The sequence below is a fragment of the Azospirillum sp. UENF 211521 genome, from assembly GCF_058780535.1.
In genome coordinates this window covers 3,131,219-3,158,034 of record NZ_JBSNCF010000001.1, presented here as the reverse complement: position 1 = coordinate 3,158,034, position 26,816 = coordinate 3,131,219, and the positions used below count along the sequence as shown (strand labels likewise).

Genomic DNA, 26,816 nt, shown 5'->3' with positions numbered 1-26,816 from the left:
TCAGGAGACCGAGGATTTCCTTCATCCTCCGAGCCTCCTCGTTGAGCGGCGGGGTGATGGCCACCCATCACCCGTCCGCGCCTCCACCTCGCACGGCGCGCGGGATGGGCGCAATGGAAACTCCACACATGCGTGTGCGGCGGATTGGCCGGCGGGCTCGGCGGCGACTCGTCAGGCTTGGCCGTGGCGGGACCGCCACTTGCGCCACAGCAGGTAGACACCGGGCGCCAGCGTCACGATCAGGATGATGCGCACCATGTGGTGGGTGGCGACCAGCGCCACGTCGATGTTCAGCGCCAGCGCGACCAGCGTCATCTCGGCCAGCCCGCCCGGCGCGAAGGCGAGGATCAGCGCGGCCAGCCCCAGCCCCGTCGCCTCGTCGACCATCCAGGCCGCCGCCGTGGTGACCAGCAGCATCAGCCCGGTGAGGCCCAGCGCGGTCAGCCCGTCGCGCCCGATGCGGCGGATGTTCAGCCCGGTGAAGCGGCAGCCCAGCGACGCGCCGATCACCACCTGGGCGGCGGCGACCAGCACACCCGGCGGCTTGCCCTCGGTCAGGCCGGCGAGGTGGATCGCGGCGGACAGCAGCATTGGCCCGACGATCTGGGCGGCGGGAATCCGCAGCAGCTTCGCCAGGGGGTAGCCCAGCGCGCAGGCGGACAGCAGCGCCACGTCCAGCGGGGCGAGCGACAGCAGGGGCGGGCCGAGCGTGCCGCGCCGCGACGGGTCGTAGAGGCCCAGCGCCTGGAAGGCGAAGGGGATCACCAGGACCACCAGCATCACCCGCAGCGCGTGGGACAGCGCCATGGTCCGGCTGTCGCCGCCCATCTGGGTGCCGACCATCACCATCTCGTTCAGCCCGCCGGGGGTAGCGGTGAAGAAGGATGTGGGCGGGTCCAGCCGGGCCGCGCGGCGCAGGTACTGTACGCCCAGCGTGGTCGCCAGCACGAGATAGACGGCCAGCGCGCTCAGCGACAGGCTCCATTCGCCGAGCCGCCCCAGGATGTCCGGGGTGAAGCCGCTGCCCAGCATCACGCCGAGGATCATGATCATGGCGTTGCGCAGCGGCTTCGGCACATGCAGCGCGACGCCGGCCATGGCGGCGACCGTGGTGGCGGTCATGGCGCCGATCATCCAGGCCAGCGGCAGGTGGAAATAGCTGAACAGCGCGCCCCCCGCCGTTCCCAGCGCGAGGGCGAGCGCGACGGGCCGGAGCCCCGGTCCGATGGTCATGCCGCCCGCTGTGTCCGGTTCACGGAACGATCCGACCCAGCCGGACGGCGGTCTGCCCGGTTTTGGGGCGCCGGGCCGGCATGATCAGCACGCAGTCGTCGTAGGGCGTCACGACCGGACGGTCGCCGTCGCGGCCGAGGACCGTTCCGGCGCGGGGAATGATCTCCATCCCCACATAGGGCTGGTCGAAGAAGAACTCGTCGGTTTCCGCGGTCACCGCTTCGGTCACCTCGACGGTGCGCAGCGGATCGGGGTGGCGGCGGATGTGGCGGTCGGCCAGCGACGGGGCGATCATCTCCTGGGCGAGCAGGAAACGCATGGCGCTTTCCAGGGCCACCAGCGCCGTCTCGTTCCGCCAGTGCTGGCCGCATTCGACCAGGATGGCGGTGCGCCGCCCGTCCGCTGCGGCGAAGTCCGCGTAATCGATCACCCGCCGCCCCGCCGCGTGCCCCTCGTCCGCGACGATCCAGGCCGGATAGCCGAGCCGGAGGGCCAGGGCGCGGGCGCGGTCGGTCCGCCCGCACAGCGTCAGGGGCGGCGTGTCCGCCGTCATGGAATGCAGATCGAGGATGACGTCCGCGGCGTCGAACACCGGGCGGAGCTGCCGGGCGCGGCGCAGTTCCGCGCTGTCGCGTGGGCCGTCCAGAACCTCCGGCGACCAGACGCGGTTCATGTCCTCATCGACGAAGCGGGAAGCGTAGGGGCGCTCGGCGTCGAAGCCTTGGTAGGCGGCGGTGTTGGCAAAGGCCAGGGTCAGCCGCCCGCGGGTGGGGCGGACGCCCAGCCGGAACAGCCGGTCCATCGCCACCGCCCCGCCGATCTCGTTGCCGTGGATCAGCGACACGATGACGGCGTGGGGGCCGGGACGACCGGACTCCAGCGTCGTGACGTGGTCGATGCCGGTGTTGCCGCGGCGGTAGGGGCCGATGTCCGGCGGCGTCAATTCAATCGGTGGCAGGGATTCGGTCAAGCGGATATCGCCTTTGCGGGTCTGGCCGGTGCCGGGCGCTGTCGCTGAATGGTCAGTATGGCGGAGAGTCCGGCGCCGCGCCAGCCCCGCCATTCCCCCGGCCGATCATGTCCTTTGCCTTACCGGTGTATGACGGTTTTTGGTCGACGGGCTTCCGGCCATCGTCTATACCCGAATCCATCCGCCGCAGCGTCCTGCTACGTCATCCGGGCAGGTGCCGTGGTCGGTCGGCGCAGTTGGTACACCGGGGTCAGCCATGAGTTTCGTGATCGAGGACGTGCTCGTCCGCAACGATCCGATCGTCCCGCGCCTGCCGGTGTTCTTCGATTCACCGCACAGCGGCACCGTCTACCCGCGCGATTTCGCCTTCGTCTGCCCGCTGTCCACCCTGCGGCAGGCCGAGGACACCCATGTGGACGAGCTGTTCGCCCACGCGCCGGAGCATGGCGCGACGCTGCTCTGCGCTCTGTTCCCCCGCACCTACATCGACGCGAACCGGGCCATCGACGACATCGACCCGGCGCTTCTCGACGGGCGCTGGCCGGAGCCGTTGCGCCCGACGGAGAAGAGCGCCGCGGGCATGGGGCTGATCCGCACGCTGTGCCGTCCGGGGATGCCGCTCTACGATGGGCGGCTGTCGGTGGCCGAGGTGGCGGAGCGCATCGACCGTTACTACCGGCCCTATCATTTCCAGGTCGCCAGCGTGATGGACGATCTGGCCGCGCGCTTCGGCGCCGTCTGGCACGTCGACTGCCATTCCATGCCCTCAGCGGTCGGGCCGGCGGCGGCGCACAAGCTGGGCATGGATTTCGTGCTGGGCGACCGCGACGGCACCACCTGCGAGCCGGGCTTCACCGCCCTGGTGGAGAAGGTTCTGACCGGGCTCGGCTACAAGGTCGCGCGGAACCATCCCTTCAAGGGCGTCGAGCTGGTGTCGCGCCATTCCGATCCGGCGCGGGGCCGCCATTCCCTCCAGCTCGAAATCAACCGGCGTCTCTACATGAACGAGGAGACTCTGGAGCGGAACGAGGGTTTCGCCCGGCTCCAGGCCGACCTGACCACGCTGACCCGGCGCATCTGCGCCCACGCGCAGGCCAGCACCGCGCGCCGCGCCGCCGAGTAACGTCCCAGCCGGGAACGGGCGCGGTTACGGCGAGAACTGCTCCTTGAGGATCCGCTCCTCGAAGTTCAGTTCCGGGTCGAACAGCAGGGTCAGCGCGACATCGCGCGCTTCTTCCACATCGACGCGGATGACCTCGCGCACCTCGGTCGAATCGGCCACGGCGCTGACCGGGCGCTTGACCTCCTCCAGGATGTCCACGGTGATCTTGGAGCTGTGCGGCAGCAGCGCGCCGCGCCAGCGTCGCGGCCGGAAGGAGCTGATGGGCGTCAGCGCCAGCACCCCGGCGCCCAGCGGGATGATCGGCCCATGAGCCGACAGGTTGTAGGCGGTGCTGCCGGCGGGGGTGGCGACCAGCACGCCGTCGCAGATCAGCTCCGGCAGGCGGACCACCCCGTCCACGGTGATGCGCAGCTTCGAGGCCTGCCGCGTCTCGCGCAGCATCGACACCTCGTTGATGCCCAGCGCCTCCACCTGATCGCCGTTGCAGCGGGTGGCCCTCATGCGCAGGGGGTGCAGCGTGACGCTCTGGGCGCTGGCCAGCCGCTCGGCCAGCTCGTCCTCGCGGAAGACGTTCAGCAGGAAGCCGACCGAACCGCGGTTCATGCCGTAGACCGGCGGCGGGTTGTGCCCGTCGCGCTTCAGCGCGCGGTGCAGCGTCTCCAACAGGAAGCCGTCGCCGCCCAGCGCCACCACGACGTCGGCGTCCTCCAGCGGCGCGTTGCCGTAGCGGTGGACCAGCCGGGTGCGCGCCCGCATCGCCTCTTCCGTGTTCGCCGCGCAGAAGGCGATGCGGAGGTCGGCGGGCTTGCGGGGATCGGGCGCCAGCGGGTCCAGGGTCGGATCGGCGGGCAGCTTGGCGGCGGTTTCGGTCATGTCACGGGGACCATAGCGCAGAGTGCCCGGTTGCAGAAGGCCGCTTCGGTCGACGGGCGGGGCCGTCGCACTTCATGTCCCTCTCCCCTCTGGGGAGAGGGTCAGGGTGAAGGGGATGAGCTTTTGCCGAACGCACCACCACGTGCAGCCCCCTCACCCACCCCACGCCGGCGGCGTGGGTCCCCTCCCTCTCCCCAGAGGGGCGAGGGCGCTCGGCTGCGGGCGGATCATCCGCCGGTCACGCTCATGTGGCGGGGGACCGCCGGGCCCTGGTGGCGGCGGTCGATGATGAAGTCGTGGCCCTTGGGCTTGCGGGCGATGGCGTCGCGCACCGTCTGGACCAGCAGCCCGTCGTCGTCGCTGAGGCGAAGCGGGGTGCGCAGGTCGGCGGCGTCCTCCTGGCCCAGGCACATGTAGAGGGTGCCGGTGCAGGTCAGCCGCACGCGGTTGCAGCTTTCGCAGAAATTGTGGGTCAGCGGCGTGATGAAGCCGATGCGCCCGCCGGTCTCCGCCACCCGCACATAGCGGGCCGGGCCGCCGGTGCGGTAGTCGATCTCGTCCAGGGTCCAGCGCTTGGCCAGCTCCGCCCGGACGAGGCTGAGCGGCAGATACTGGTCGAGCCGCGCCTCGTCGCCGATCTCGCCCATCGGCATGACCTCGATGAAGGTCAGATCGAAGCCCTGTTCGCCGCACCAGCCGACCAGCCGGTGGAACTCGTCGTCGTTCACGCCCTTCAGCGCGACCGTGTTGATCTTGACCTGAAGCCCCGCCTCCTTGGCGGCCTGGAGCCCGCCCAGAACCTTGTCCAGCCGGCCCCAGCGGGTGATCGCCTGGAACTTGTGGGGGTCCAGCGTGTCGAGTGACACGTTGATCCGGCGCACGCCGGCCTCCGCCAGATCGCCGGCGTACTTGAACAGCATGTTGCCGTTGGTGGTCAGCGTCAGCTCGTCCAGGTCGCCGGCCTTCACGTGGCGGCCCAGGCTGTGGATCAGCTCGTGGATGCCCTTGCGGACCAGCGGCTCGCCGCCGGTCAGCCGCAGCTTGCGGGTGCCCAGCTTGACGAAGGCCGAGCAGACGCGGTCGATCTCCTCCAGCGTCAGCACCTCCGCCTTGGGCAGGAAGCTCATGTCCTCCGCCATGCAGTAGACGCAGCGGAGGTCGCAGCGGTCGGTGACGGACACGCGCAGATAGCTGACGGTGCGCCCGAACGGATCGACGAGCGGGGCGGCGGCGGTCGGCGGAACGGTCGTCATCGTCAGGCTTCTCCCCAGGGGGGTCCGTGTCATGCGGTCCGGATCGCGATTATGACCCCGAATCCGGTTCTGATATATAGGTTTGCGTTGCGGCTTTTTCGCCACCTGGAATTTCGGGGGCAGGAAACCACGCCACGCGACGCCGGAGCTTGACGGGGATCAAGTCGCGGCGCCGCTCGGTGCGAGGCGTCCGGCCGGTCAGTGGACGCTGCCGCCATCTGGGCCGCCGCCCTTGCCGTTCTGGGCCTGCTCGCGCTCGCGCAGATAGTCCTCGGTGGTGCGCGGCGCCCGGGGCGCGCCCAGGGCGAAGGGCGAGTCGCCCCGCTCGAACTGGTCGACGACGCGACAGTCGCCGCACATGCGCATGCGGTCGGCGGCCTCCGGCGTGGCGAACATGGCGTGCCGCCCGGCCAGCACCGCGACGATCTTGTCGATCGAGGACTTGGTGGCGAAGGGCTTGCCGCACTTGACGCAGCAGAAGGGCTCCTCCTCCTTCAGCACCTTGGCGCCGCGGGCGCTGTCGCTGAAGTCGATCTCCGAGACCAGGGCGATGACCTTCTCCGGACAGGTCGTCTTGCACAGGCCGCACTGTACGCAGGCATCCTGCGAGAAGGACAGCATCGGCTTGTCGGCGTTGTCGAGCAGCGCCCCGGTCGGGCAGGCGCCGACGCAGGACAGGCAGAGCGTGCAGCCCTCCGTCATCACCTGCACCCGCCCGAAGGGCGCGCCCGGCGGCAGCGGCAGCACCTCGATCGGCTCCGGCGCGACCTTGTGCAGATGGCGCAGCGCCAGCATGGTGACGGTGCGCTTGCCGCCCATCGGCAGGAAGGTGCCGGGAGCCGGAGCGCCCTGGCGCGGCAGGTCCCACAGCTCGGCGGCGACCGCGTCGGGGTCCTGGGCGTCGATGATCGACACCCGGCCCGAGCCGTAGCCCAGGCCCGCCATTGCCGTCTCGGCCAAACCGATCTGGCTGGCCAGCCCGGCGGTCTCGCCGGCGTTGCCCGGCCCGACCAGAACGCGCACCCGCGCAGCACCATAGGCCAAAGCCGCCGCGAACACGTCGAAGCCGAGCTGCGTCACCTCGTTCACCGCGAAGGGCAGCACGCGCGCCGGCAGGCCGCGCCCGTGGCGCGCGATCAGCGAGATCATCTCATCGCCGTGCCGTGGGTCGTGGACGAGCAGGACCGGCTCCGTCCCGCCGGCCTTGGCGTAGGAGGAGAGCAGCGTGCGCAGCCGCTCGTAGACCGTCTGGAGCGGCGGCAGGGCGTAGGTGCTGGCCCCGGTCGGGCAGACCGAGGCGCAGGAGCCGCAGCCGGCGCAGATGTGCGGGTCGATCGCCACATGGTCGCCGTTCGGCGTGATGGCGCCGGTCGGGCAGACCTCCAGGCAGCGGGTGCAGCCGGTCTTGCGGCTGCGCGAATGGGCGCAGAGGTCGGCCTTGAAGTCGATGTAGCGCGGCTTCTCAAACTCGCCGATCAGATCGGCGGCCTCGAACACCGCCTTGGCGACGGCGGCCGGGCTGTCCGGGTCGGGGCGCAGGTAGCCGTCGCGCTTGCCGTGCGCGGGGAACAGCGGCGCACCGCCGGTCAGGTCCACGATGACGTCGCAGCGCGAGGCGGCGCCGTGCCGCGGCTGTTCGAAGCCCAGCACGGCGCGCGAGGCCGGAAGAGCCGGGGCGTAGTCGTCCACCACGATCTCGAAATTGCCGAGCCAGCCCTTGGCGGCGCGGATGGTGCCCTTGAAGACCGGCACGTCCATGACGCGCGGCGGGGCGACGTCCTTGGGGGATTTCAGCAGAACGGTGACGTCCAGGCTGCCGGAGAGCTGCCGGGCGACCTCGATGGCGCGCTCGTCGGTGCCGTAGACCAGCGCGGTGCCTTCCGACGCCAGGGTGATGGTGCCGGTCGGCGGGATGTCCATGGCCGCCTCGGCCAGCAGGGCGGCGATCTTCGGTCCCGCCAGCGCGCCCTCGTCCGACCAGCCGGCGCGCTCGCGGATGTTGGTGAAGGCCAAGGTGGCGTCAGGATTGTCCTGGGCGGCGATCTCCGCGAACAGCGGGGCCTCCTGGGTGCAGGCGACGAGCAGCGGGGCGCCCTCCGCCACGCGCGCCTCGAAGCGGTCGAGCTGGGTGCGGCAGAGCTGGGTGGCGACCGACAGCTCGCCCTCCGCCCCCGCCGCGGCCCCGCAGGCCCTGGCCAACGCCTTGCCGTCGAGCGCCATGCTGTGGGCGCAATCGCAGACGAGCACCGTCCGGCCGTTGATCTTCATCGCTTCCAATCCCTTGCCCTGAAAAAAACCTGCCCTGAAAAGCCCTGTTGCACACAGCGCGTTCCAGTTCTGTACATATCGGCTGGGTGGCACGGTTGCGACAGCAAAATGCGTGCGGCAGGATGGCCGTCCACACCTTACCCGTCGGACCCGTCCCGCCATGACCAGCGCCCCCACCGTCCGCGACGCCCGCATCGAGGATGTCCCCGCCTTCCAGCGGATCTACGAGCACCATGTCCTCCATGGCGTCGGCACCTTCGAGGAGGAGCCGCCCGACGCGGCCGAACTGGAGACGCGCTTCCGCGCCATCACCGGCGCCGGGCTGCCCTGGCTGGTCGCCGAGCGCGACGGGGTGGTCCTGGGCTACGCCTACGGCAGCGCCTACCACATCCGCTCCGCCTACCGCTTCACCATCCAGGATTCCGTCTACATCGCCGAGGAGGCGCGCGGCCGGGGCCTCGGGCGCCTGCTGCTGCAGGCGCTGATCGACCGCTGCGTGGCGCAGGGCTACCGGCAGATGGTGGCGCTGGTCGGCGGATCGGAGAACACCGGCTCCATCGGGCTGCACGCCGCTCTGGGCTTCCGCACCTGCGGCGTCGTCGAGGCCGTGGGGCTGAAGTTCGGGCGCTGGCTGGACGTGGTCATGATGCAGAAGGATCTGGGGGCCGGGCGGTCGGACATTCCGCAGGGCCAGGGGCCGGGCCAGCCGGTGGCGGTGCGTTAGCCGCCGTCGCTCCACCGCTCCAGCGCGGCGAGCGCCGGCGGGACGGCGTCGTCCAGCGCGCGGCGCCGGGCGTCGGGGTCGTCTTCGCCCTCGCGCCCGCCCCCGCCAGCGTCCAGCGCGGCTTCGAGCGCCCTTGCGGCGCTCCGCAGGGCGACGCAGCCGTAAATTCCGGCCACCCCGGCGATCTTGTGGGCCATGGCCCCGGCGGTCGCCCGGTCCCCGGCGTTCCAGGCCTGCTCCAGCGCGGCGTGGTAGCCGCGCAGCGTGACGAGGGTGTTGGCCACCAGCGTGGCCACCCGTTCCGCCGGCAGATGCTCGCGCATCTGGCGGATGGCCTCGTCATCGAACACCGGCGGGCCGGAGTCATGCTCCGGCGGCGGGTGTTCGATGACGGTGGGGGGCGTGCCGGTGGCGCCGGACAAGCGGTCCAGCAGGGCCGTCAGGGCGGGCAGGCGCAGCGGCTTCTCCAGGACGGCGTCGGCCCCCGCCGCCCGGCAGCGCTCCGCCGCGCCGGGGACGGCGGAGGCGGTCAAGGCGACGATGCGCAGCCCCGCCGCCCCGGTTCCGGCGCCTTGGGGAAGGGCGCGGATGCGGCGGGTCGCCTCGACCCCGTCCATTTCCGGCATCTGCATGTCCATCAGGACGAGGTCGTAGCGCTCCCGCTCCACCGCCGCCACGGCGGCCCGCCCGTCGCCCGCCAGCGTCACCGCGTGGCCGGCGCGGCGCAGCAGCATGGCCGCGGCCTGCTGGCTGACCGGCTCATCCTCCGCCAGCAGGATGCGCAGCGTCCGCTTGCCGGGCGACTCGCCGGTCCGTTCCGCCGGGGGATGGGGCGCGCGGGGCGCGCGGGTCCGCGCCACGCCCAGGCCGGTCGCGAGGATCGCCAGTCCGGTGAGCAGCCCGACCCCGACCGGGGCGGCGACCGACAGCTCCGCCTCCACCCGGCGTGGGGATGCGTTCACTCCCTCCCGCGTTCCGTCCCGCAACCCGTCACGCAGGGCCAGCGCGCCATGCCCGGTCCGCTGGACGAGGTCCGCGGCGGTGCCGCGCAACAGCGCGGCGATCCCCGCCGCCTTGGCGGTCAGCGCCTCCTGCTCCTGCCGCAGGTCGAAGAGGTTCTGCTCGTCCATGCCCAGCGCAACGAGCTGGCGCGCCGCATCGGCGCGGCGTGGGCTCGCGCCGTCGATCGGCAGACTGGCCAGTGCGTCGAACAGAGCCCCGGCGGCTTTGCGGAAATCGTCCCGCGCGGCCGAGGCCGGAGCCGTCGCCGTCCCAGCGGCGAGCAGCCGGAGGGCCACCGCCTGCCGTGAATCGTCGATCCGGCGCAGGGGGGCGCCGTCCGGCGGCGCGTGCGCCGCGGCGAGCGCCGCGGCCAGAGCCTCGCTGCGCGCCGTTACCTGCTCGGTGAGGTCCTGAAGGTCGCGCTGCACGGTCAGGCGGCGCTCGACGGCGGCGTTCAGCTCGTCCGCTTCGGCGCGGATGGACTGGGTGGCGAAGCGCAGCTCGGCGCGCCACTCCCGCGGCAGGGTGTCCAGCGTAGCGCCGAGCTGCTGGGTGCGCTGGCGCAAGGCGTTGTGGGCGGTCAGCCGGTGCTGTGCGGTGCGCGCCGATTCCAGCTCGGCCGCGTTGGAGGACAGGCCGGCGGCCAACTCCGCGACGCGCATCAGGTCGAGCGCCTCGTCCAGGCTGCGGGTGGCCTGGCCACGGGCGCGCGCGTCCATCTCGGCCAGGGCGAGCCAGACGGAGCCGCCGGCGCCGGCGCCGGCCAGCAGAGCGGCCAGGACGAGCGCGCCGATCCCGCCGGCGCCGATTCCGAAGCCGCTTGCCCAGGCGGTGCCGGTTTTGGGGGATTCCATGCGCGGGCCGCCGTCCCGATGGTGCGTTCGCGCCGCGGCGGCTGGCCCGGCGTCCTGTGCGTGCATGTCCGGCCGCCCGTTCCCGTTCATGGCGCAGAGTACACCGGCTTGGCGAGGCTTTGCCATGGCGCTTCGGTTGGGTGGGGCGGCCGGGCCGGGGGCGTCACACCGGCGAGGTGTCCTGGGTCCAGGACGGGTCCTCGATCCGGTGCAGGCGCCCGGCCCCGGTCAGCGCGGCGCGCAGGGTCAGCGCCTTGCGCCGCGCCGGGGCGAGCCGGTGCTCCGGCGCCGCGCGCAGGATCTCCGCGCCGTAGGCGTCGGCGACCATCAGGCCGCAGTCGTCGGGAATCAGCTCGGATGGGAAGGCATCGTCCACGGCGAAGTAGAAGGCGTCGCACCAGTCCCGGTATTCCGGCCATTTCTGGTCGGCCCGGAAATCGGCCACGCAGCTCTTCACCTCGACGATGACGACGGTGCCGGCGCCATCCATCGCCAGGACGTCGGCGCGGCGCCCGCTGGCCAGCCGGAACTCCGCCATGCTGACGAAGCCGCGCGCGGCCAGCGCCCGGCGCACCCCGCGGAAGATCGGGACGGCGCCGCCCGCCGGCATCGGCGGCTCGTCGCCCTGCAACAGGATATCGACCATTTGAAACGGAACAGTTCAGGAACGAAGGGGCACAATGACCCGGCTTGGCGGCTTTGCCAAGGGACTTCTGCCGAACGTGGGCCGCGCGAAAGGGTCAGGCGCGGGCGCCGGTGTGGGTGTGCGGCAGGCTGCGCCGCGGCGGGAACATCAGGATGGCCGTCGTGCCGGCGCCGGGCTCGCTGTAGAGGTCGAGCCGCCCGCCGTGCATCTCCATCAGCCGCTTGACCACGGGCAGGCCGATGCCCGCCCCGGCGGCGCCGCGCGGCACGGCCATGTCGGCGCGGCCGAAGGGTTCCAGGACGCGGGCCAGCTCGTCCTCGGCGATGCCGGCGCCGGTGTCGGCCACCATCAGCCCGATCCCGCCGTCCGGCATGGGGCTGGCCGACACCATCACCTGCCCGCCCGAGGGGGTGAACTTCACCGCGTTCGACAGCAGGTTGGTCAGCATCCGCTGAAGCGCCCGCGCGTCGCCGTAGAGCAGGGGCAGATCGGCGGACAGATCCTCGCCGATGTCGACGCCGCGGGCCGCCGCCTTGTCGCCCATCTGGGCGAGCGCCTGACGGGCGGCGTCGGCCACGTTGATGGCCTCCTCCTGCATGTCCGTCCGGGCGGTCTCGCTCTGCGAGAGGTCCAGGATGCCGTCGATCAGCGACAGGAGATGCGTGCCGCTGGCGTGGATGTCCGCGGCGTAGCTGCGGTAGCGGGGGGAGCCGAGCGGGCCGAAGGTCTCGGCCAGCAGCACCTCGGAGAAGCCCAGCACCGCGTTCAGCGGGGTGCGCAGCTCATGACTCATGTGCGCCAGGAATTCCGCCTTGGCCCGGTGGGCGCGGTGCGATTCCGGAACGACGGGAACCTCGGCGCCAAGCTCCACGAGGGACACGCAGACGGTCGGCGCCGCGCCGCCGGAGCCGACGGAAGCAGGGTCGAGCGGGGTGGCGGCGATCCGCCAGCGCGCGCCGCCGGGGGCGATCACCAGGCGGCGCACGGTCTGCTTTTCCGTCAGGCAATCGGTGAGACCGGCGAACAGGCCGGCCCCTTCGCCGTCCTGGAGATCATCGGCGCGCAGCCGGCGCCCGGCCAGAGGATGCCCGAACAGCCGCTCCGCGGCGCGGTTGGCCGTCAGCCACTCGAAATCACGGATGGCGCCGGTGTCGTCACGGACCGCGGCCAGAACGCCGATGCCGTCGGCGAGCGCCGCCATCGCCGCGCCCAGCAGGGCATCGTCGCTCCGTGCATCGTTCCCCTGTGCACGGTTGGCCGAACCGTTCCCGTCGGGATCGCCGCCGTTCAACAGCACAGCAGAATCCGCGCCAGCCGGCGTTGCCGCCTCCGGTTGTCGGTCGCGGAAAGGGGTTTCGATCACGGCATCCATTGGTCGCATAGTCGAAAAATTTTGAGAAGCATGCAACCGACAAATTGCGACAGATCCCTTCGTTACTACGGTGCCCGGAGTGATGCTCATGGCCTTTTCTTGACTTTTATATAAAAGCACGTTGAATTGTTCGCATGGCCAGCGGCCGCTGAGGCTGTGCCGGGCGCCGTGCCCGAAGCCGGGCCGAATAGTCCTGTCGGTGATCGGACGAACGGTGGGCTTGATCCTTGGCGCCGCATCCGTAGCCTGTTCGCACGGGACCACTTCCGGTCGCCGGCAATCCGCGTGCACGCAGTGGGGGACGCCGCCCGTGACGAGCGATGGAGCTTATCCGCATGGGGCGGGACGGCACGGCGCGGTCCTGGTCTTCGACGCCGACGACCGGCTGACCGGCTGGAACGAGGCGGCGGAGGCGCTGGCCGATGCCGACCGCCTTCTGGTCCAGGGAGCGCTGCCGGAGGCGCTGGCGCCGCTGTTCCGCGGATTGCCCCCCGGCCACACCGTCACCGACTGGCCGCTCAGCGGCGGCGGGTTCGTCCGCCGCGCCACCGGCGACGAAACCGCGGGCGGCGGACCCTCCGGCGGCGGGACCGCGGCGGGCGCCGACCTGTCGGGCCGCCTGTTCGCCGCGGCCAGCCACGACCTGCGCCAGCCGCTGGCCGCCCTGTCGCTGTTGCTGGGGGCCTTGGAGGGGCGGCTCGACGGGGCCGGGGCTCACGGCGGCAAGGGCGCCACGGGACGCGCCGGCGCCCTCAACGATCCGGCGGCGCGCGACCTGCTGAACGCCATGGGCAACGCCGTCCAGTCGCTGCGCGGCATGGTCGACGGGCATTTCGATCTGGTGCGGCTGGAGGCCGGTCTGGTGCAGCCGGACATCGGCGCCCCCGTGGTCAACGGCATCCTGACGCGGATGGCGCTGGACGCAGCACCCCGCCTCGACGGGCGTGGTCTGCGCTTCTCGGTGCTGCCCTGCTCGGTGCGGGTGGCCACCGATGCCTCGCTTCTGGAGCGGATTCTCCAGGGATTCGTCGCCAGCACCCTGCGTCACACGGAGCGGGGGAGGGTGGTGCTCGGCTGCCGGCGCCGGGGGCCGGATCTGCGGATCGAGCTGTGGTCCACCGGCCGCGGCCTGCAGCCGGACCAGCTTCTCGCCCTGCGGGAGGAGATCCGGCGCCCGGACGGGGCGGGAGACCCGTCGGTGATCGACCTCGGGTTGCGTCTTGCCTGCGGTCTGGCGCGGCGGCTGGGGCACCGGATCGAGGTGGACTCGGCGCCCGGCCGCGGCACCATGCTGGCGGTGCTGGTGCCGCGTGCGGCGGACGGCGCGGACGACCCGCCGGCCGCCGCGGAGCCCCCCGGCCCGGCCGGGGTCATCGTCACGGAGCCCGGCGAGGATGTCAGCCGCGCCCGCGTGCTGGTCATCGAGGACGATCCGATGGTGCTGGAGGCGCTGGGCGCGCTGCTCGGCCAATGGGGCTGCGCGGTGGTCGCCGCGGACTCGGTGGATGCCGCGCTGGAGCGGCTGGGCCCCGGCCCGCAGCCGCCCGACCTCGTTATCTCCGACCTGCGGTTGAAGGGGGCGATGAACGGGATCGTCGCCATTCGTCAGATCGGCAAGGCGCTCGACGCCACGCTGCCCGGCCTGATCCTGACCGGCGACACCGACCCGATGCGCCTGCGCGAGGCGCGGCTGTCCGGCTATCCGCTGCTGCACAAGCCGGTGGCGCCGATGGCCCTGCGGGGGGCGGTCGCCCGGCTTCTCGGACGCGAGCGGCTGAAATCCTGAAAAGGTTTCGGGTCGCTCTCAAGCGGCGATCCCCAGCGTGCGTCCTGTATTGCAAGATTGACATCGAAATGAGCGCGCAATGACCTTGCAAACGACAATCAATAGTCGGCCGCCCGCATGTTCTCGTCGGAACATACTATCCATTTGGGAGGATAATGGCTTTTCCATTATCGAGGCGTGGGGCCGCTTGCTATAGTCGAACGATCCGACGATTTCGGTGATAGCCGTTGGGAACGGGTGGCATGCCGCTGTTGGACAAAAGGAGACGGGTCTCGTTTGCGGTCCCGGTGCTGGTCGCCGCGGGCCTGACGCTGACTCTGGGCGCCTTTTTCCAGATGCGCGCGGCGAACCGCGAGGCGGAGCGCGCGCAGCACGAGCGGCAGTTCACCCAATTCCACGACGCCCTGACGGAGCGGATCGGCAGCCACGCGCTGCTTCTGCGCACGCTGCGCTCGGCCTTCTCGGACGCCCGCCCGGCCACCCGCGACGCCTTCGCGGCGGCGGTCCGGCCGATGATGCCCCTCTATCCCGGCCTGTGGTCGGTCACCTGGGTGCGGCGGGTTCCGCCGGCCGAGGTTCCGGCGCTGGAGGCGGACATGAGGGCCGCCGGACGGAAGGACTTCGTCGTTCAGGATGGGGACGACGGGGGGAGACCCCGGCGGCGGCCCCGGGCTCGTCCCAGGGGGATCTGTTCATCAACACGCTGGTGGAGCCGGAGCGCGGCGGGGCCTTCACGCAGGGGGTCAACATCCTGTCGCTGCCCAACCGGGCGGAGGTGCTGGCGCGGGCCTGCGCGTCGGGCGAACTGACGGCGACGGAGGCCCTGCCGCCGCGCCAGCAGGGAGAGACCGGGCGCAGCATCGGCCTGTATCTTCCCGTCTACCGCTATCCCGTGGACGAGATGGACGGCGCCGACCGCTGCGCGGAGGTCGCCGGCTACGTCGCCTCGGTCTTCGGCATCGCCCGCCTGCTGGAGGAGGCGGGCAACCGCGTGAACGGTCTGCACGGCGCCGTGCATCTGCTCGACGGGCCGGCCGGGGACGGCGGGCGGGTCCTGGCGTCCCGCGACCTCGACGCCCTGTCGGCAAGCCGGGAGGGCGTGCCCTTCGGCGAGATCCGCAAGGAGGGCGAGACGGTGGTCGAGCGCGATCTGGCGATCGGCGGGCGGCGCTGGACCCTGGCCCTGGCGATTCCGCCCGAACCGCGGCTGACGCCGGCGGATTATCCGGCCTGGATCGTCCTGGTGATGGGGCTTCTGCTGACCGGCGCCCTGGCCGGCTACACCCGGCGCGAGGCGCAGGCCAAGCATTTCCTGGTGACCGAGGCCCGCGCCCGCGCCGCCATGGCCCGCGCGCTGCGCGAGAGCGAGGAGCGCTTCCGGATGGCGCTGCGCCACTCGCGCGTCGCCGTCTTCAGCCTGGACCGCAACCTGCGCTACATGTGGATGTACAACCCGCAGACCGGCCGGGCGGCGGAAAACTTCATCGGGCGGACCAACGCCGGACTCCACGCGCCGGACGACGCGGCCCGGCTGGACGCGGTCAAGCGGGGCGTGCTGGAGAGCGGCACCGGCGCCCGGCAGGAGGTCCGCATCGGGATGGCGCCCGGCCCGGAGCAGGTCTTCGACCTGATCGTCGAACCGCTGCGGGACGAGGCCGGGGCGGTGTCGGGGGTGATCTGCGCCGCCATCGACATTTCCGACGGCGTGCGCATCCGCGAGGCGCTGGCCGAAGCCCACGCCGAGGCGGAGCGGGCCAACCGCGCCAAATCGCGCTTCCTGGCCGCCGCCAGCCACGACCTGCGCCAGCCCTTCCAGGCGATGAGCCTGTTCCACCACATCCTGTCCGCCCGCCTGTCCGACGCCAAGCAGCGGGAGGTGGCGGACAAGCTGGGCGAGGCGATCGCCGCCGGCAACACGCTGCTCAACACGCTGCTCGACACCTCCGCGCTGGAGGCCGGCAACGTCAAGCCGCGCCCCACCGTCTTCCCCTTCCAGGACATCGCCGACCGGCTGAACAGGGAGTTCGCCGAGCAGGCGGCGAGCAAGGGGATGGTGCTGCGGATGGTCCCGACCTCCGCCTATGTGCTCAGCGATCCGGTGCTGCTGGAGCGCATGGTGCGCAACCTGCTGGTCAACGCGCTGCGCTACGCCGGAACCGGGACGATCCTTCTCGGCTGCCGGCGCCGCGACGGGCAGGCGGTGGTCGAGGTGTGGGACACCGGGCCGGGCATTCCCACCGACCAGCTCAAGCTGATCTTCGACGATTTCTACCGCTGCGGCACCGACCAGCGGGACAGCGGGCGCGGGCTGGGGCTGGGGCTTTCGATCGTCCGGCGCACCGCGAACATCCTCGGCCATCAGGTCGATGTCCGGTCGCGCGTCGGCAAGGGCACGGTCTTCTCCATCGCCGTTCTGATGGTCGGCGACCGCCATCACCCGTTGCCCGAGGAACCGTCCACCTCGGTGGCGAGCGCCTGAGCCCGCCCGGCGCCACCATGCGCGCGATGGGTGTGTGCGCTGCGAAATCGGCAGGGATGGGCTGATATTTTCGTCATCTTTTCACGAAAACCCCAACGAACCGTCAATCCTGCCCCTCCGCGCGCAAGGTCTTGCCATGCTGCGCCCGCTCAGTGATACAATGCTGCGCGAGCGGTTTGTCGTGCTGGGAAGTAACCGGAATCCGTCGTCCAACCGCTTGACATAGGTCATGGGGTGAGACCTTGGGCCGTCGTAAGACCGTGACGGAACGAGACTTCCGCCAGCCGGCAACGACGGGCGGCGCGGGGTGCGGCGGGGCCGGCGGAACCGGCGGCGACCGGGGGGTGCGACATTGTTGCACCGCAACGGAACCGCGAAATGCGCCACCCTGTCACATCTCTTTCACGGTGCCACGCTATTCAGGGCACCCCGAACCGGCCCTTGCCGGTCGGCCCTTGCCGGGCCGGCCGATCCAGGGGCCCAACAAAAAGGCCGCGGACGACAGGGCGATCCGCAGGCCGGGAGGATTCGGCCCGGGGATCATGCGTTTCCGAGCCGCTATCCGATTGAGGAGCTTCTCCAATGGACCGTGTTACCGCGCCCGCCACCCCCGACTTCGGCAAGAACGGCTCAGCCATGATCGAGAACGTCACCTTCGAGGAAATCCAGATCGGCCAGCAGGCGAGCCTGTCGCGGCGTCTGACCATGTCCGACATCGAGCTGTTCGCCACGGTGTCCGGTGACATCAACCCGGCGCACCTCGACGAGGAGTATGCCGCGGACAGCCAGTTCCACAAGGTGATCGGCCACGGCATGTGGTCGGGCTCGCTGATCTCCGCCGTGCTCGGCACGCTGCTGCCGGGGCCGGGGACGATCTACATGGGCCAGGACCTGCGCTTCAAGCGCCCGGTGGGCTTGGGCGACGTCATCACCGTGACGGTCACCGCCAAGGAGAAGCACGGCGAGAAGAACATCGTCGTCTTCGATTGCGTGGCGCGCAACCAGGACGGCAAGGAGGTCGTCTCCGGCCTCGCCGAGGTGATCGCGCCGACCCGCAAGGTCCGCCGCGCCGCGCACGAGCTGCCGCAGGTCCAGGTCATCCGCCACGACGGGCATGACGAGCTGCTGGGCAAGACGGAGACGCTGCCCCCGGTGCCGACCGCCGTCGTCCATCCCTGCGACGAAAGCTCGCTGAAGGGCGCGGTCGAGGCCGCCGAGGCCAACCTGATCGACCCGGTGCTGATCGGCCCGGCCTCCAAGATCAAGTCGGTCGCCGAGGCCCATGGACTGGACATCAGCCGCTACCGCATCGTCGACGTGGCGCATTCCCACGCCTCGGCCGAGACCGGCGTCCGGCTGGCCCGCTCCGGCGAGTGCGAGGCGGTGATGAAGGGCAGCCTGCACACCGACGAGCTGATGGCCGAGGTCGTCCGCAAGGAGACCGGCCTGCGCACCGGCCGGCGCCTCAGCCACGTCTTCGTGATGAACGTGCCGACCTACCCGCGCACGCTTCTCATCACCGACGCGGCGATCAACATCTACCCGACGCTGGAAGACAAGGTCGACATCGTCCAGAACGCCATCGACCTCGCCAAGGTGTTGGGCGTCGAGACGCCGCGCGTCGCCATCCTGTCGGCGGTCGAGACGGTGAACCCGAAGATCGCCTCGACGCTGGAGGCGGCGGCGCTGTGCAAGATGGCCGACCGCGGCCAGATCAAGGGCGGCATCCTCGACGGCCCGCTGGCCTTCGACAACGCCATCAGCCTGGAGGCCGCCCGCACCAAGGGCATCGTCTCCGAGGTCGCCGGCCAAGCCGACATCCTGCTGGTTCCCGACCTGGAGGCCGGCAACATGCTGGCCAAGCAGCTCTCCTTCCTGGCGAACTCCGACGCCGCCGGCATCGTTCTCGGCGCGCGGGTGCCGATCATCCTGACCAGCCGCGCCGACAACGTGCGCACCCGTCTGGCGTCCTGCGCCGTGGCCGTCCTGGCCGCCGCCGCCCGCCGCCGTGGCGCCGCCGCCGCCGCCGAGTGAGAGGGGCGACCGTCATGACCAGCCAGAACGCGGGTGGCGGCAACGCCATCCTGGTCATCAACGCCGGTTCCTCCAGCCTGAAATTCTCGGTCTTCCGGGAAAGCGGGGCGGGGGGGCTGCGGGTCACGATCAACGGCCAGATCTCCGGCATCGGCACCGAGCCGAAGTTCGAGGCCAAGGACGCCGCCAGGAATCCGCTGGCCGAGCGGGTCTGGACGGCGGGCGAGCCGTCCGACCGCACCGCCCTTCTGGCCTTCCTGCTGGAATGGATCGAGGGGCGGCTTGACGGGGCGAAGCTGCTGGCCGCCGGCCACCGCGTCGTGCATGGCGGCACCCGCCACGCCGCCCCGGTGCTGCTGACCCCGGCGGTGATGGAGGAGCTGGAGAGCTTCATCCCGCTGGCGCCGCTGCACCAGCCGCACAACCTCGCCGCCATCCGCGCGCTGGCCGAGGCCCATCCCGAGCTGCCGCAGGTCGCCTGCTTCGACACCGCCTTCCACCGCGGCCAGCCCTGGCAGGCGCAGATGTTCGCCATCCCGCGGGAGCTGACCGACGAGGGCGTGCGCCGCTACGGCTTCCACGGCCTGTCCTACGAGTATATCGCCCGCCGCTTGCCGGAGCTGGCTCCGGAACTGGCCGACAGCCGGGTGGTGGTCGCCCATCTCGGCAGCGGCGCCAGCATGTGCGCCATCCACGCCGGGCGCAGCGTGGACAGCACCATGGGCTTCACGGCGCTGGACGGGCTGCCCATGGGCACCCGCTGCGGCAACATCGACCCCGGCGTGCTGATCTACCTGATGCGCCAGAAGGGCATGGGCGCCGACGCCATCGAGAAGCTGCTCTACAACAAGTCGGGTCTGCTCGGCGTGTCGGGCCTGTCCAACGACATGCGCGCCCTGCTGGACAGCGCGGACCCGCACGCCGAGGAGGCGGTGGAGCTGTTCTGCTTCCGCATCGCCAAGGAGACGGGCGCGCTCGCCGCGTCCATGGGCGGCATCGACGCGCTGGTCTTCACCGCCGGCATCGGCGAGCGCTCCGCCCCGGTGCGGGCGCGGGTGGGCGACAAGCTGGCCTGGCTCGGCGTGGTCCTCGACCCGGCGGCCAACGAGGCCAACGGCCCGCTGATCTCCGCCCCGACCAGCCGCATCCCCGTCTACGTCATCCCGACCGACGAGGAGCAGATGATCGCCCTGCACAGCCGCAAGGCGCTGGAGACCGCCTGATCGGCGGTCCGTCCAGTGCCGTCGCATGACGGTTGAATGAAGAAGGCCCGCCGTCGCAACGGCGGGCCTTCCTTGTGCGGGGGAACGGTCCGTTTTTTACAGACCTTTCCAGAGTTTCAGGTACTCAATCAACTTGCGCGTGTGGGCCGGCGGCGGTTGGTGGAAACGGGCGACGAGGCCGGCCTGCTCGTCCATCTTCACGACGACGCCCCGGCAGGCGAAATCCGAATGTTCCTCGCCAAGCCGGAAGAGGATGCGGAAGTCGAACTGCTGCTTGGCGATCAGGTCGCCGTCATAAGGGCGGATGCGGAAAGACCCGAGGACGAACTCCTCCGGCACATATTCGTGGCTGTCGATCCGGATGGTTGGAGGATCGGTGGGGCGTTCCTTGGCGGACGCCGTGGAAGCGGCGGTGGATTTGCCTCGTCCGCTCAATTTCGACAACCACGACATGGCGGCCCAGGCCCCTTCCAGACAACATCATGACAGAACTGCAATTGTCCGGAGTTTCGGACCTATTTCCTTTAATAATGGTTAAGCTTGATCCGCCAGCGAAAATGGTCTGATTTTCCATGCCACAACCTCCGCCGCCGGCCAATGGTGAGTGGTTTTGTCGCATGTTGCGCCGTCATGGCAACCATGACGTTGCTTTGCGGTGGCTTTGCTCGTCAAGGGACGGGAAAGTGATTACCTTTTTCAACACTTGATAAAAAGGTCAGTGGACAGAATTCGCCCGTTTCGGCATTTCGCAGATGCGGCATCCTCTTCGCATCCGCAAATGAACAGCGAAAGGAGGCGGGAGCCGACGACGAGGCGCGGGCGCGGCGGTCCGACCAACGAAAACAGCCGCCGTGGTCTTCCAAAACATCCGCACTTGGAGGAGGAAAGCCATGATGCATCGCAACATCGGAGATCTTATGAATCGCCGCCGCGTGGTCAGCCTTCCGGCCGGCGCGACGGTGCGGGACGCCGCGCGGCAGATGAAGGCCGCCCATGTGGCGTCCGTCGTGGTCACCGCCTCCATCAACGAGCAGATCGAAGGCATCTTCACCGAGCGCGACCTGACCGACCGCGTGGTGGCCGATGGGCTGGACCCGGATCAGACCCCGCTGTCGGAGGTGATGACCCCGTGCCCGGTCACCGCACCCCACGACATCACGGTGGGCGAGGCGTTGCGCCGGATGGTCGACCATGGCCTGCGGCATCTGCCGGTTGTCCGTGACGGCCGCGTCATCGGCGTGGTGTCCATGCGCGACTTCCTGGGCGAGGAGCTGACACTGATCGAGCATGAGCGGGAAGTGATGGACAGCCTGACCGAAGTCATGATGTGACGGCGCGCCAGGCCTCCCCCGCCCTCCGGGTGGCGGGGAAGGCTTGGCGCGGTCCAATTACCCCAGCTTCTTCAGAGCGGTCTCGACCTTGTCGATCTTGGTCTCGGCCTTGGTCAGGGCGGCGTGCGATTCCTTCAGCCCGTCCAGGGACACCTTCGCCCCGGCGAGCAGCGGGCCGAAGTCGGGGTCCTTGTCGGAGACCATGGCCGGGAAGGACTTGCGGGTGCCGGTGATCTCGTTGGCGGCGGCGAGGATCTCCTTCTTCGCCTGGGCGGCCTGCTGGCGCACCTGGGTGATGTAGAAGGTCGCCGTCTTGATCGACGCGGCCCTCTTGTCGTCCTCCGTCGCTTCGGCGGCGACCATCTGCTCCTGCTGCGCGCGGTCGGCCTGCCCGCCGACGTCGCGGGCGACGGTGTCGTAGAGGGAGTCGGCGTCCTGCGCCCGCTTGGCCAGCTTGCGGCAGCTCGCCAGATAGGTGGCGCGCAGGTCCAGGGCGCCCTTCAGCGCCTGGGCGGCCTCCTTGACGATGCCGGCGGCCTCGACGGCGGCCTCGGCGGCCTCATCCTTCATCTGGTCCAGCTTCATGACGATGCCGTCGGCCCGGTCGAAAGCCCCCTGGGCCGGGTCGCGCCCGCCATGCTGCTTGGGATCGAGCTTCATCTTGGCGACGGCGGCCTTGCCCTGGGAGAACAGCTTGGCGGCCTGCGTGGCGGTGGCGGCGATCTTCTTGGCCTGGGTGTCCACCGCCTTGGCGGCGGTCTGGACCGCGGCGGCCTGGGCCTTCGCCTCCTTGGCGTTGCCCGCCCCCTGCGCCTCCAGCACGTTGCGCAGCGCGAGGTCGGCGTTGGCGGCGGCCTGATCGAGCAGCTTGACGTCGGCGTTGGCGGTCTTCAGCAGCCCGTCGATCTGCACCGCGGTCTTGTCGGCGATGGCGCGGGCGGCCTTGCCCTGCTCCTCGACCTCCTTGGCCTTCTCGGCCTCGGCGTCCTCGCGCATTTCGGCGATGCGCTCGTTGACGGCCACGCCGGCGCGGCGCCCGATGTCGTCCAGAGCCTGCCCGAGCTTCTTCAGTTCCGCCGCGATGGTCGCGACGCCCTCGGCCTTGGCCGACTTCTCCAGGGTCGTCTGGTAGGCGGTGGCGCTCTTCACATAGTCGAGCAGCGCCTTCTCCAGCGCCTTGGCGTCGCTCTTGCCCAGCGCGGTGTCGAGCGCCTTGGTCACGTCCTCCAGCCCGGACTTGTGGAAGACGCCCATGAACTTGGCGCTCGGCTTCTTCTTGCCGGTGGCCGTCTCAAACGTCGTCTTGGCGGATTTCCAGTCGCTTGCGAATCCCATGGCGTTCCTCCCCGGATTGGACGGCGGAACGATGGAGCGGACGGGGTGGACCGACAATCCGGGATGGGTCCATTGCGGATGGGTTCGGGGAACGATTCACGGGGGTGATTCACAGGGCGCGGGCCGGGGCGTAGACTGGGGAGGTCCGTCCCCGGAACCTCCTGGCGCGAGGAAGGCGATGTTTCTGCCGTCCATCCACGATTTCACCATCGAAGCCGCCGATCCCGCCCATTACGCGGCGCTGGACGGCGACTGGGCGCTCGCCGTCGCCGACGTGGTGGCGAGCACCCGCCTGGCGGCGGAGGGGCGGCACCGCGACGTGAATTTCGTGGCCGCCGCGGTGGTCGCCGTGCTGTCCGAGGCGGTGCGCGAACCGGATCAGGCCCCCGCCTGCCAGTTCGGCGGCGACGGCGCCATCGCCGCGGTTCCGCCGGGCCGCCGGGCGGCGGCGGAGCAGGCGCTGGCGGCGCTGGCCCATTGGGCGGCGACCGAGATGGACGTGCCGCTGCGCGTCGGTCTCGTGCCGGTGCGGGCGCTTCTCGACGAGGGGTTGGAGGTGCTGGTCGCCCTGCAGGACTTTGGCAACGGTGACGCCTTCGGCCTGTTCCTCGGGCGCGGGGTCGCCGCGGCGGACGCCTGGGTGAAGGCCGACCCGCGCTGGCGGCTGGAGCCGCAGCCCGGCCCGCTGACCGGGCTGGAGGGCGTGTCCTGCCGCTGGAGCCCGGTGAACAGCGCGCGCGGGGTGATCCTGTGCGTGATCGTCGACCCGCTGCCCGGCGGCGGGCCGGGCCTGTCGGTGCTGTCCCGCGTCCAGGCCGACATCGAGCGGATCGTGCCGACCGCTACGGCGGCGCCGCTCGGCATGGGCGAGCGGCTGGTGGTGCGCTGGCCGCCCTCCTGGCGGTCGCTGTGGCTGGAGGCGCGCACCCGCCCGCGCGGGCGGCGTCTGGCCTGCGCCCTGTCGGCGCTCGGGAAATCGGCCCTGCTCGCCGTGATGCTGGGGGGCGGCTGGCGGCTGGCCGGCTTCGATCCGGACCGCTACCGCCGCGGCATGGCCGAACGGTCGGACTTCCGCAAATCGGCCGGCGGGCCGCGCCTCGTCCTCGACGTCACGGAGGAGGAGGCCGGCGCCATCGAGGCCATGCTGGCCGCCCACGCAGCGGCCGGGCGCATCCGCTACGGAACGGCGCGGGCGACGGCCGCCTCCATGACCTGCCTGGTCGGCGACCTCGCCGCCGACCGGCACGTCCATTTCGTGGATGGAGCGGAACTCGGCTTCTGGCGGGCCTCGGTCATGTTGAAGCGGATGGCCGAGCGGGAGCCGTCCGCTCCGTAGGCCGCGCGGCTCAGTAGGCCCCGCGGCCGAGCAGACGGCGGCGGGACTCCGCCTCGTCCACCGTCACGATCTCGGTGCCGACCGGCCACAGGGCCAGCAGGGCGAGCTTCAGATGCGCCCAGGCGAAGGGCAAGCCGATGATGGTGATGGCGAGGCCGACCGCGGCCACCAGATGGCCGAGCGCCAGCCACCAGCCGGCCAGCACGAACCACAGGATGTTGCCCAGCGTGCCGAGCAGGCCGGTGCCGATGTCCTCGCGGCCACGGAACTCATCCCGGCGGACCGCGGTTTGTCCAAAGGGCAACAGGGTGTACCAAGCGATCGTGAAGGCCGACCGCGCCCACGGGATGCCGACGATGGTGATGACCATCAGAATGGCCGCGAAGAGCCATCCGGCGGCCATCCAGATGCCGCCGGTCACCACCCACAGGATGTTGAGAAGAAGGCTGAGGAAGGGCATCGGGTGTTTCTCCTTTTGCCCGCACATGTGGGGATGGTGGGTGGCTTCGCCCAGAGGAGGGATCGGCGAAAGTGGCGCATCGAAAGATTCACCCCCTCCCGGCTTCCGGTGGCTTGAATGCCCTCCGGAAAGGCCACAGATCGAAAGAGGGACCTTTGAGCAAAAAGCGGTTCCGCAGGGAACCGGGGTCCGCGCCGCACGCCATCCAGGGTATCACCGGATCGGAGGCCGCATGAACGAGGTCCAGAACCACGAAGACACCACCGACGCCGCCGTCATGGGCGACGACGCCGAGAGCATGGCACCGGTGGTCACCGCCATCCTTGGCACCGCCATCGCCGCGGCTCTCAAGCGCGCCGGCACGGCCGACGTCGCCCACGGGGTGATCGCGGGATTGCGCCTGCTGCGCTCCGCCGCGGAGTCGGAGGCCGGCTACACCATGGGGGCGGCGATCGACACCGCCATCCGCACGCGCCTGCTGGTGGAGAACCTGTCGGCCCTGCGCACCACCGGGTCCGCCCCGGCGCCGGTGCCTCTGCCCGAGCCGGGGCCGGGGGTGGCCATCGCGTCGGCCATCTTCGTCAGCGCCGCCGAATCCTGCCTGACCGTCAACGCCCACGCCGAGGACAACGGGCCGCTGGAGATGGCCGTCTTCGCCTTCTCCACGCAGTTGATCCAGCAGCTCGGCGGGTCGCCGGACTGGCGGGATCTGATGCGCGAACTGCACCGCCCGTCCGAGCCGCGCGACGATCGTCCGGTCGAGGCGCTCCCCGACGGCAACACCATCCACTGACCTTCCGGGCCCGCGGAACCTTCCAAGGCCTCGATAGTCCCAATTCTTGTGCGGATTCCGCCGATGTTGGCGGGACTGCACAACAATTGGGGTAAAAACCTGCGATTTTCGGGATTTGTGGCCACCGTTCGCGCCATTTCGGGCCTTTTTATGGTACGGGACAAGGCCGCGAACCCTCCATTACGCTCCCTGGCAATCGGCGGAGACGATCTCCGCACCATGTTCGGGAATCGGGGAGCGGAGCCTTGACCATACACAGCAGCGCCGGGCGGCCCGCGGGAGCCGCGTTCGGCATCGTGCCGTCGTCGCCCGGCGAGGCGCCGACCGCACGCTGCGGCGCATCGCGGGAGGTGGGGTCGGGCTGCCTCGTCGCCGGCGATCCCGCCGGACGGCGGATCATCCTGGTCCACGCGGCGTCGAGCGAGTCCCGGGCCTGGACCCGGTTGCTGCGCGCGGTGCCGGCGGGGCAGGAATGGGTGGCGGTGCCGCGGCCCGATCCGGCGCCGGTCAACAGCGCCTCCCTCCTGCGCGGCGACCCCGGCGTGCCGGCGGCGGCGCTGCGTCCGCTTCTGACGCTTCGCCGTTCGCGCAAGCCGCTGCTGATCGGCTGCGGCAGCGGCGTGCCGGTGGCCTTGCGCGCCGTCGTGGATTTCCCGGAGCTGGTCGGCGGTCTTCTGTTGATCGACCCGATGGCCGAAGAGACGGCCCGGCCCGGCGTGCTGCGCCGGATCGCCGCCCGCATCCTGCCCCCGGTCGCCCGCGACAGCGCGGCGGAGCTTCGCGCCATGGCGCCGGCACTCGACGCGGTCCGCGTGCCGGTCACGCTGGTTCAGGGAAAGGATGTGCCGGACGGCCTTCCGGGCGCGTCCTTTCTGGAGCAGCGCCTGACCGGCTGCCGCACCCTGACGGTGGTCACCGTACCCGGCCAGCAGGTTCTGCCCGCCAAGCACGAGGCGGCCATCCGCGGCGCGCTGGCCGCGCTGGTCGCCTCGGTGGAGCGGGGAGGGGCCTGAACGGAGCAGGCCCGGAAAGGGCGTCCGGTCAGAAACCGTTCGCGGTGATCGCCGCCTGGGTGCGGTTGCGCACGCCGAGCTGGCGCAGGATCGCCGTCACATGCACCTTCACCGTGCCTTCGGTCAGGCCCAGCTCGTGCGCGATCTGCTTGTTGGACTTGCCGTCGCGCAGGCGGTTCAGCACGTCGCGCTGGCGCGGCGTCAGCTGGTCGCCCGCCCCGTCGGCCAGGGTGCCAAGGGCGTCGGGGTCCGCCGCGCCGTTGCCGGCGTGCGGCGCGCTGTCGGCCATCCGGTCGCCGCGGATCGCCTGTTCCGGCAGATAGACGCCGCCGGCCAGCACCAGCTGCAAGGCACCCATCAGCACCTTGGCGCTGCTCGACTTCGGGATGAAGCCGGCGGCGCCGTTTTCCAGCGCGGCCAGCAGGTCCGACCGCTTCTCCGACCCCGACACCACTACCAGCAAGGCCTTGGGAAGCCGCTGGTGGATGTCGCCGAGCAGGGAAAAGCCATTCCATCCCGGCATCCCCAGATCCAGGAGGATCAGGTCGAAGGCGATGGCGCCGTCGCACAGGCGGCGGACGTCGTCGAACGTCCCGGCCTCGTGGAACACCATGCTGTCATCCGACTGGGCGAGCAGACGCCGCAGCCCGTCCCGGAACAGCAGGTGATCGTCGGCAAGCAGAACGTTCAGGGTCGGCTTTTCCGCGC

At 70.8% G+C, this 26,816-nt stretch carries 23 protein-coding genes; 11 read left to right on the top strand and 12 right to left on the bottom strand.

The features are described 5' to 3' along the window. Nucleotides 1-171: 171 nt before the first annotated feature. On the bottom strand, nt 172-1,233 hold the full coding sequence (locus ACWPN5_RS14800) for an AbrB family transcriptional regulator (protein ID WP_492296042.1): 1,062 nt from the start codon (nt 1,231-1,233) through the stop codon (nt 172-174). A gap of 19 nt (nt 1,234-1,252) precedes the next feature. Next, nucleotides 1,253-2,203, bottom strand: a complete 951-nt coding sequence (locus ACWPN5_RS14795; RefSeq protein ID WP_247888158.1) for a M14 family metallopeptidase — start codon at nt 2,201-2,203, stop codon at nt 1,253-1,255. Between the two features lie 256 nt (nt 2,204-2,459). Between ACWPN5_RS14795 and ACWPN5_RS14790 the strand changes: the two genes are divergently transcribed. Beyond that, nucleotides 2,460-3,326, top strand: coding sequence for an N-formylglutamate amidohydrolase (locus tag ACWPN5_RS14790; RefSeq protein WP_492296040.1), 867 nt, complete (start codon nt 2,460-2,462; stop codon nt 3,324-3,326). A gap of 24 nt (nt 3,327-3,350) precedes the next feature. On the opposite strand, the gene ACWPN5_RS14785 is transcribed toward ACWPN5_RS14790, so the two are convergent. The 3 genes from ACWPN5_RS14785 to ACWPN5_RS14775 form a co-directional block, all read right to left on the bottom strand. Then, nucleotides 3,351-4,199, bottom strand: a complete 849-nt coding sequence (locus tag ACWPN5_RS14785; protein WP_145681482.1) for an NAD kinase — start codon at nt 4,197-4,199, stop codon at nt 3,351-3,353. A gap of 227 nt (nt 4,200-4,426) precedes the next feature. Next, nucleotides 4,427-5,452, bottom strand: a complete 1,026-nt coding sequence (gene moaA / locus ACWPN5_RS14780; protein ID WP_145681483.1) for a GTP 3',8-cyclase MoaA — start codon at nt 5,450-5,452, stop codon at nt 4,427-4,429. A gap of 198 nt (nt 5,453-5,650) precedes the next feature. Beyond that, nucleotides 5,651-7,720, bottom strand: coding sequence for a 4Fe-4S binding protein (locus ACWPN5_RS14775; protein WP_492296037.1), 2,070 nt, complete (start codon nt 7,718-7,720; stop codon nt 5,651-5,653). Between the two features lie 160 nt (nt 7,721-7,880). Between ACWPN5_RS14775 and ACWPN5_RS14770 the strand changes: the two genes are divergently transcribed. Next, nucleotides 7,881-8,444 (top strand): GNAT family N-acetyltransferase, encoded by a 564-nt coding sequence (locus tag ACWPN5_RS14770; RefSeq protein WP_200479016.1) that lies wholly within the window; start codon nt 7,881-7,883, stop codon nt 8,442-8,444. Here the strand turns inward: ACWPN5_RS14770 and ACWPN5_RS14765 are convergent. From ACWPN5_RS14765 to ACWPN5_RS14755, 3 genes are all read right to left on the bottom strand, one after another. Next, nucleotides 8,441-10,300: a response regulator gene (locus ACWPN5_RS14765; protein ID WP_492296035.1), complete on the bottom strand. Its 1,860-nt coding sequence runs from the start codon at nt 10,298-10,300 to the stop codon at nt 8,441-8,443. The two genes, ACWPN5_RS14770 and ACWPN5_RS14765, sit on opposite strands and share 4 nt — an antisense overlap. Before the next feature lie 163 nt (nt 10,301-10,463). Continuing rightward, nucleotides 10,464-10,946: an MmcB family DNA repair protein gene (locus tag ACWPN5_RS14760; RefSeq protein WP_145681486.1), complete on the bottom strand. Its 483-nt coding sequence runs from the start codon at nt 10,944-10,946 to the stop codon at nt 10,464-10,466. Between the two features lie 94 nt (nt 10,947-11,040). Then, the gene (locus tag ACWPN5_RS14755) at nt 11,041-12,243 is read right to left on the bottom strand and encodes a sensor histidine kinase (RefSeq protein ID WP_492296033.1); all 1,203 of its coding nucleotides are present in this window, start codon (nt 12,241-12,243) and stop codon (nt 11,041-11,043) included. Nucleotides 12,244-12,628: 385 nt separating this feature from the next. On the opposite strand from ACWPN5_RS14755, the gene ACWPN5_RS14750 reads away from it, so the two are divergent. The 5 genes from ACWPN5_RS14750 (at nt 12,629) to ACWPN5_RS14730 (ending at nt 19,840) form a co-directional block, all read left to right on the top strand. Then, nucleotides 12,629-14,104, top strand: a complete 1,476-nt coding sequence (locus tag ACWPN5_RS14750) for an ATP-binding response regulator (RefSeq protein WP_492296030.1) — start codon at nt 12,629-12,631, stop codon at nt 14,102-14,104. Nucleotides 14,105-14,346: 242 nt separating this feature from the next. After that, complete coding sequence (locus ACWPN5_RS14745) at nt 14,347-14,913, top strand: CHASE domain-containing protein (protein WP_492296028.1); 567 nt, start codon at nt 14,347-14,349, stop codon at nt 14,911-14,913. Beyond that, nucleotides 14,811-16,583: an ATP-binding protein gene (locus tag ACWPN5_RS14740; RefSeq protein WP_492296026.1), complete on the top strand. Its 1,773-nt coding sequence runs from the start codon at nt 14,811-14,813 to the stop codon at nt 16,581-16,583. The genes ACWPN5_RS14745 and ACWPN5_RS14740 overlap by 103 nt, the downstream gene beginning before the upstream one ends. 582 nt (nt 16,584-17,165) lie before the next feature. Continuing rightward, complete coding sequence (locus tag ACWPN5_RS14735) at nt 17,166-18,617, top strand: bifunctional enoyl-CoA hydratase/phosphate acetyltransferase (RefSeq protein ID WP_374191459.1); 1,452 nt, start codon at nt 17,166-17,168, stop codon at nt 18,615-18,617. Nucleotides 18,618-18,631: 14 nt separating this feature from the next. After that, on the top strand, nt 18,632-19,840 hold the full coding sequence (locus ACWPN5_RS14730; RefSeq protein ID WP_492296024.1) for an acetate/propionate family kinase: 1,209 nt from the start codon (nt 18,632-18,634) through the stop codon (nt 19,838-19,840). Nucleotides 19,841-19,936: 96 nt separating this feature from the next. On the opposite strand, the gene ACWPN5_RS14725 is transcribed toward ACWPN5_RS14730, so the two are convergent. Further along, nucleotides 19,937-20,293, bottom strand: coding sequence for a hypothetical protein (locus ACWPN5_RS14725; RefSeq protein ID WP_145681490.1), 357 nt, complete (start codon nt 20,291-20,293; stop codon nt 19,937-19,939). A gap of 464 nt (nt 20,294-20,757) precedes the next feature. Between ACWPN5_RS14725 and ACWPN5_RS14720 the strand changes: the two genes are divergently transcribed. Next, on the top strand, nt 20,758-21,171 hold the full coding sequence (locus ACWPN5_RS14720; RefSeq protein WP_247883089.1) for a CBS domain-containing protein: 414 nt from the start codon (nt 20,758-20,760) through the stop codon (nt 21,169-21,171). Between the two features lie 57 nt (nt 21,172-21,228). On the opposite strand, the gene ACWPN5_RS14715 is transcribed toward ACWPN5_RS14720, so the two are convergent. Then, on the bottom strand, nt 21,229-22,506 hold the full coding sequence (locus tag ACWPN5_RS14715; protein ID WP_200477172.1) for a hypothetical protein: 1,278 nt from the start codon (nt 22,504-22,506) through the stop codon (nt 21,229-21,231). 178 nt (nt 22,507-22,684) lie between these two features. Here ACWPN5_RS14715 and ACWPN5_RS14710 point away from each other — a divergent pair, with 178 nt between their 5' ends. Beyond that, complete coding sequence (locus ACWPN5_RS14710; protein ID WP_492296021.1) at nt 22,685-23,842, top strand: DUF3095 family protein; 1,158 nt, start codon at nt 22,685-22,687, stop codon at nt 23,840-23,842. A gap of 10 nt (nt 23,843-23,852) precedes the next feature. Here ACWPN5_RS14710 and ACWPN5_RS14705 read toward each other — a convergent pair whose 3' ends face one another. Beyond that, the gene (locus ACWPN5_RS14705; RefSeq protein ID WP_035675480.1) at nt 23,853-24,302 is read right to left on the bottom strand and encodes a YccF domain-containing protein; all 450 of its coding nucleotides are present in this window, start codon (nt 24,300-24,302) and stop codon (nt 23,853-23,855) included. Nucleotides 24,303-24,534: 232 nt separating this feature from the next. Here ACWPN5_RS14705 and ACWPN5_RS14700 point away from each other — a divergent pair, with 232 nt between their 5' ends. Further along, nucleotides 24,535-25,095, top strand: coding sequence for a hypothetical protein (locus tag ACWPN5_RS14700; protein ID WP_145681492.1), 561 nt, complete (start codon nt 24,535-24,537; stop codon nt 25,093-25,095). A gap of 245 nt (nt 25,096-25,340) precedes the next feature. Next, a complete protein-coding gene (locus tag ACWPN5_RS14695) occupies nt 25,341-26,108 on the top strand; it encodes an alpha/beta fold hydrolase (protein ID WP_145681493.1) in 768 nt (255 codons plus the stop codon). A gap of 28 nt (nt 26,109-26,136) precedes the next feature. On the opposite strand, the gene ACWPN5_RS14690 is transcribed toward ACWPN5_RS14695, so the two are convergent. Further along, on the bottom strand, nt 26,137-26,799 hold the full coding sequence (locus ACWPN5_RS14690) for a LuxR C-terminal-related transcriptional regulator (RefSeq protein WP_200477183.1): 663 nt from the start codon (nt 26,797-26,799) through the stop codon (nt 26,137-26,139). Between the last annotated feature and the right edge of the window lie 17 nt (nt 26,800-26,816).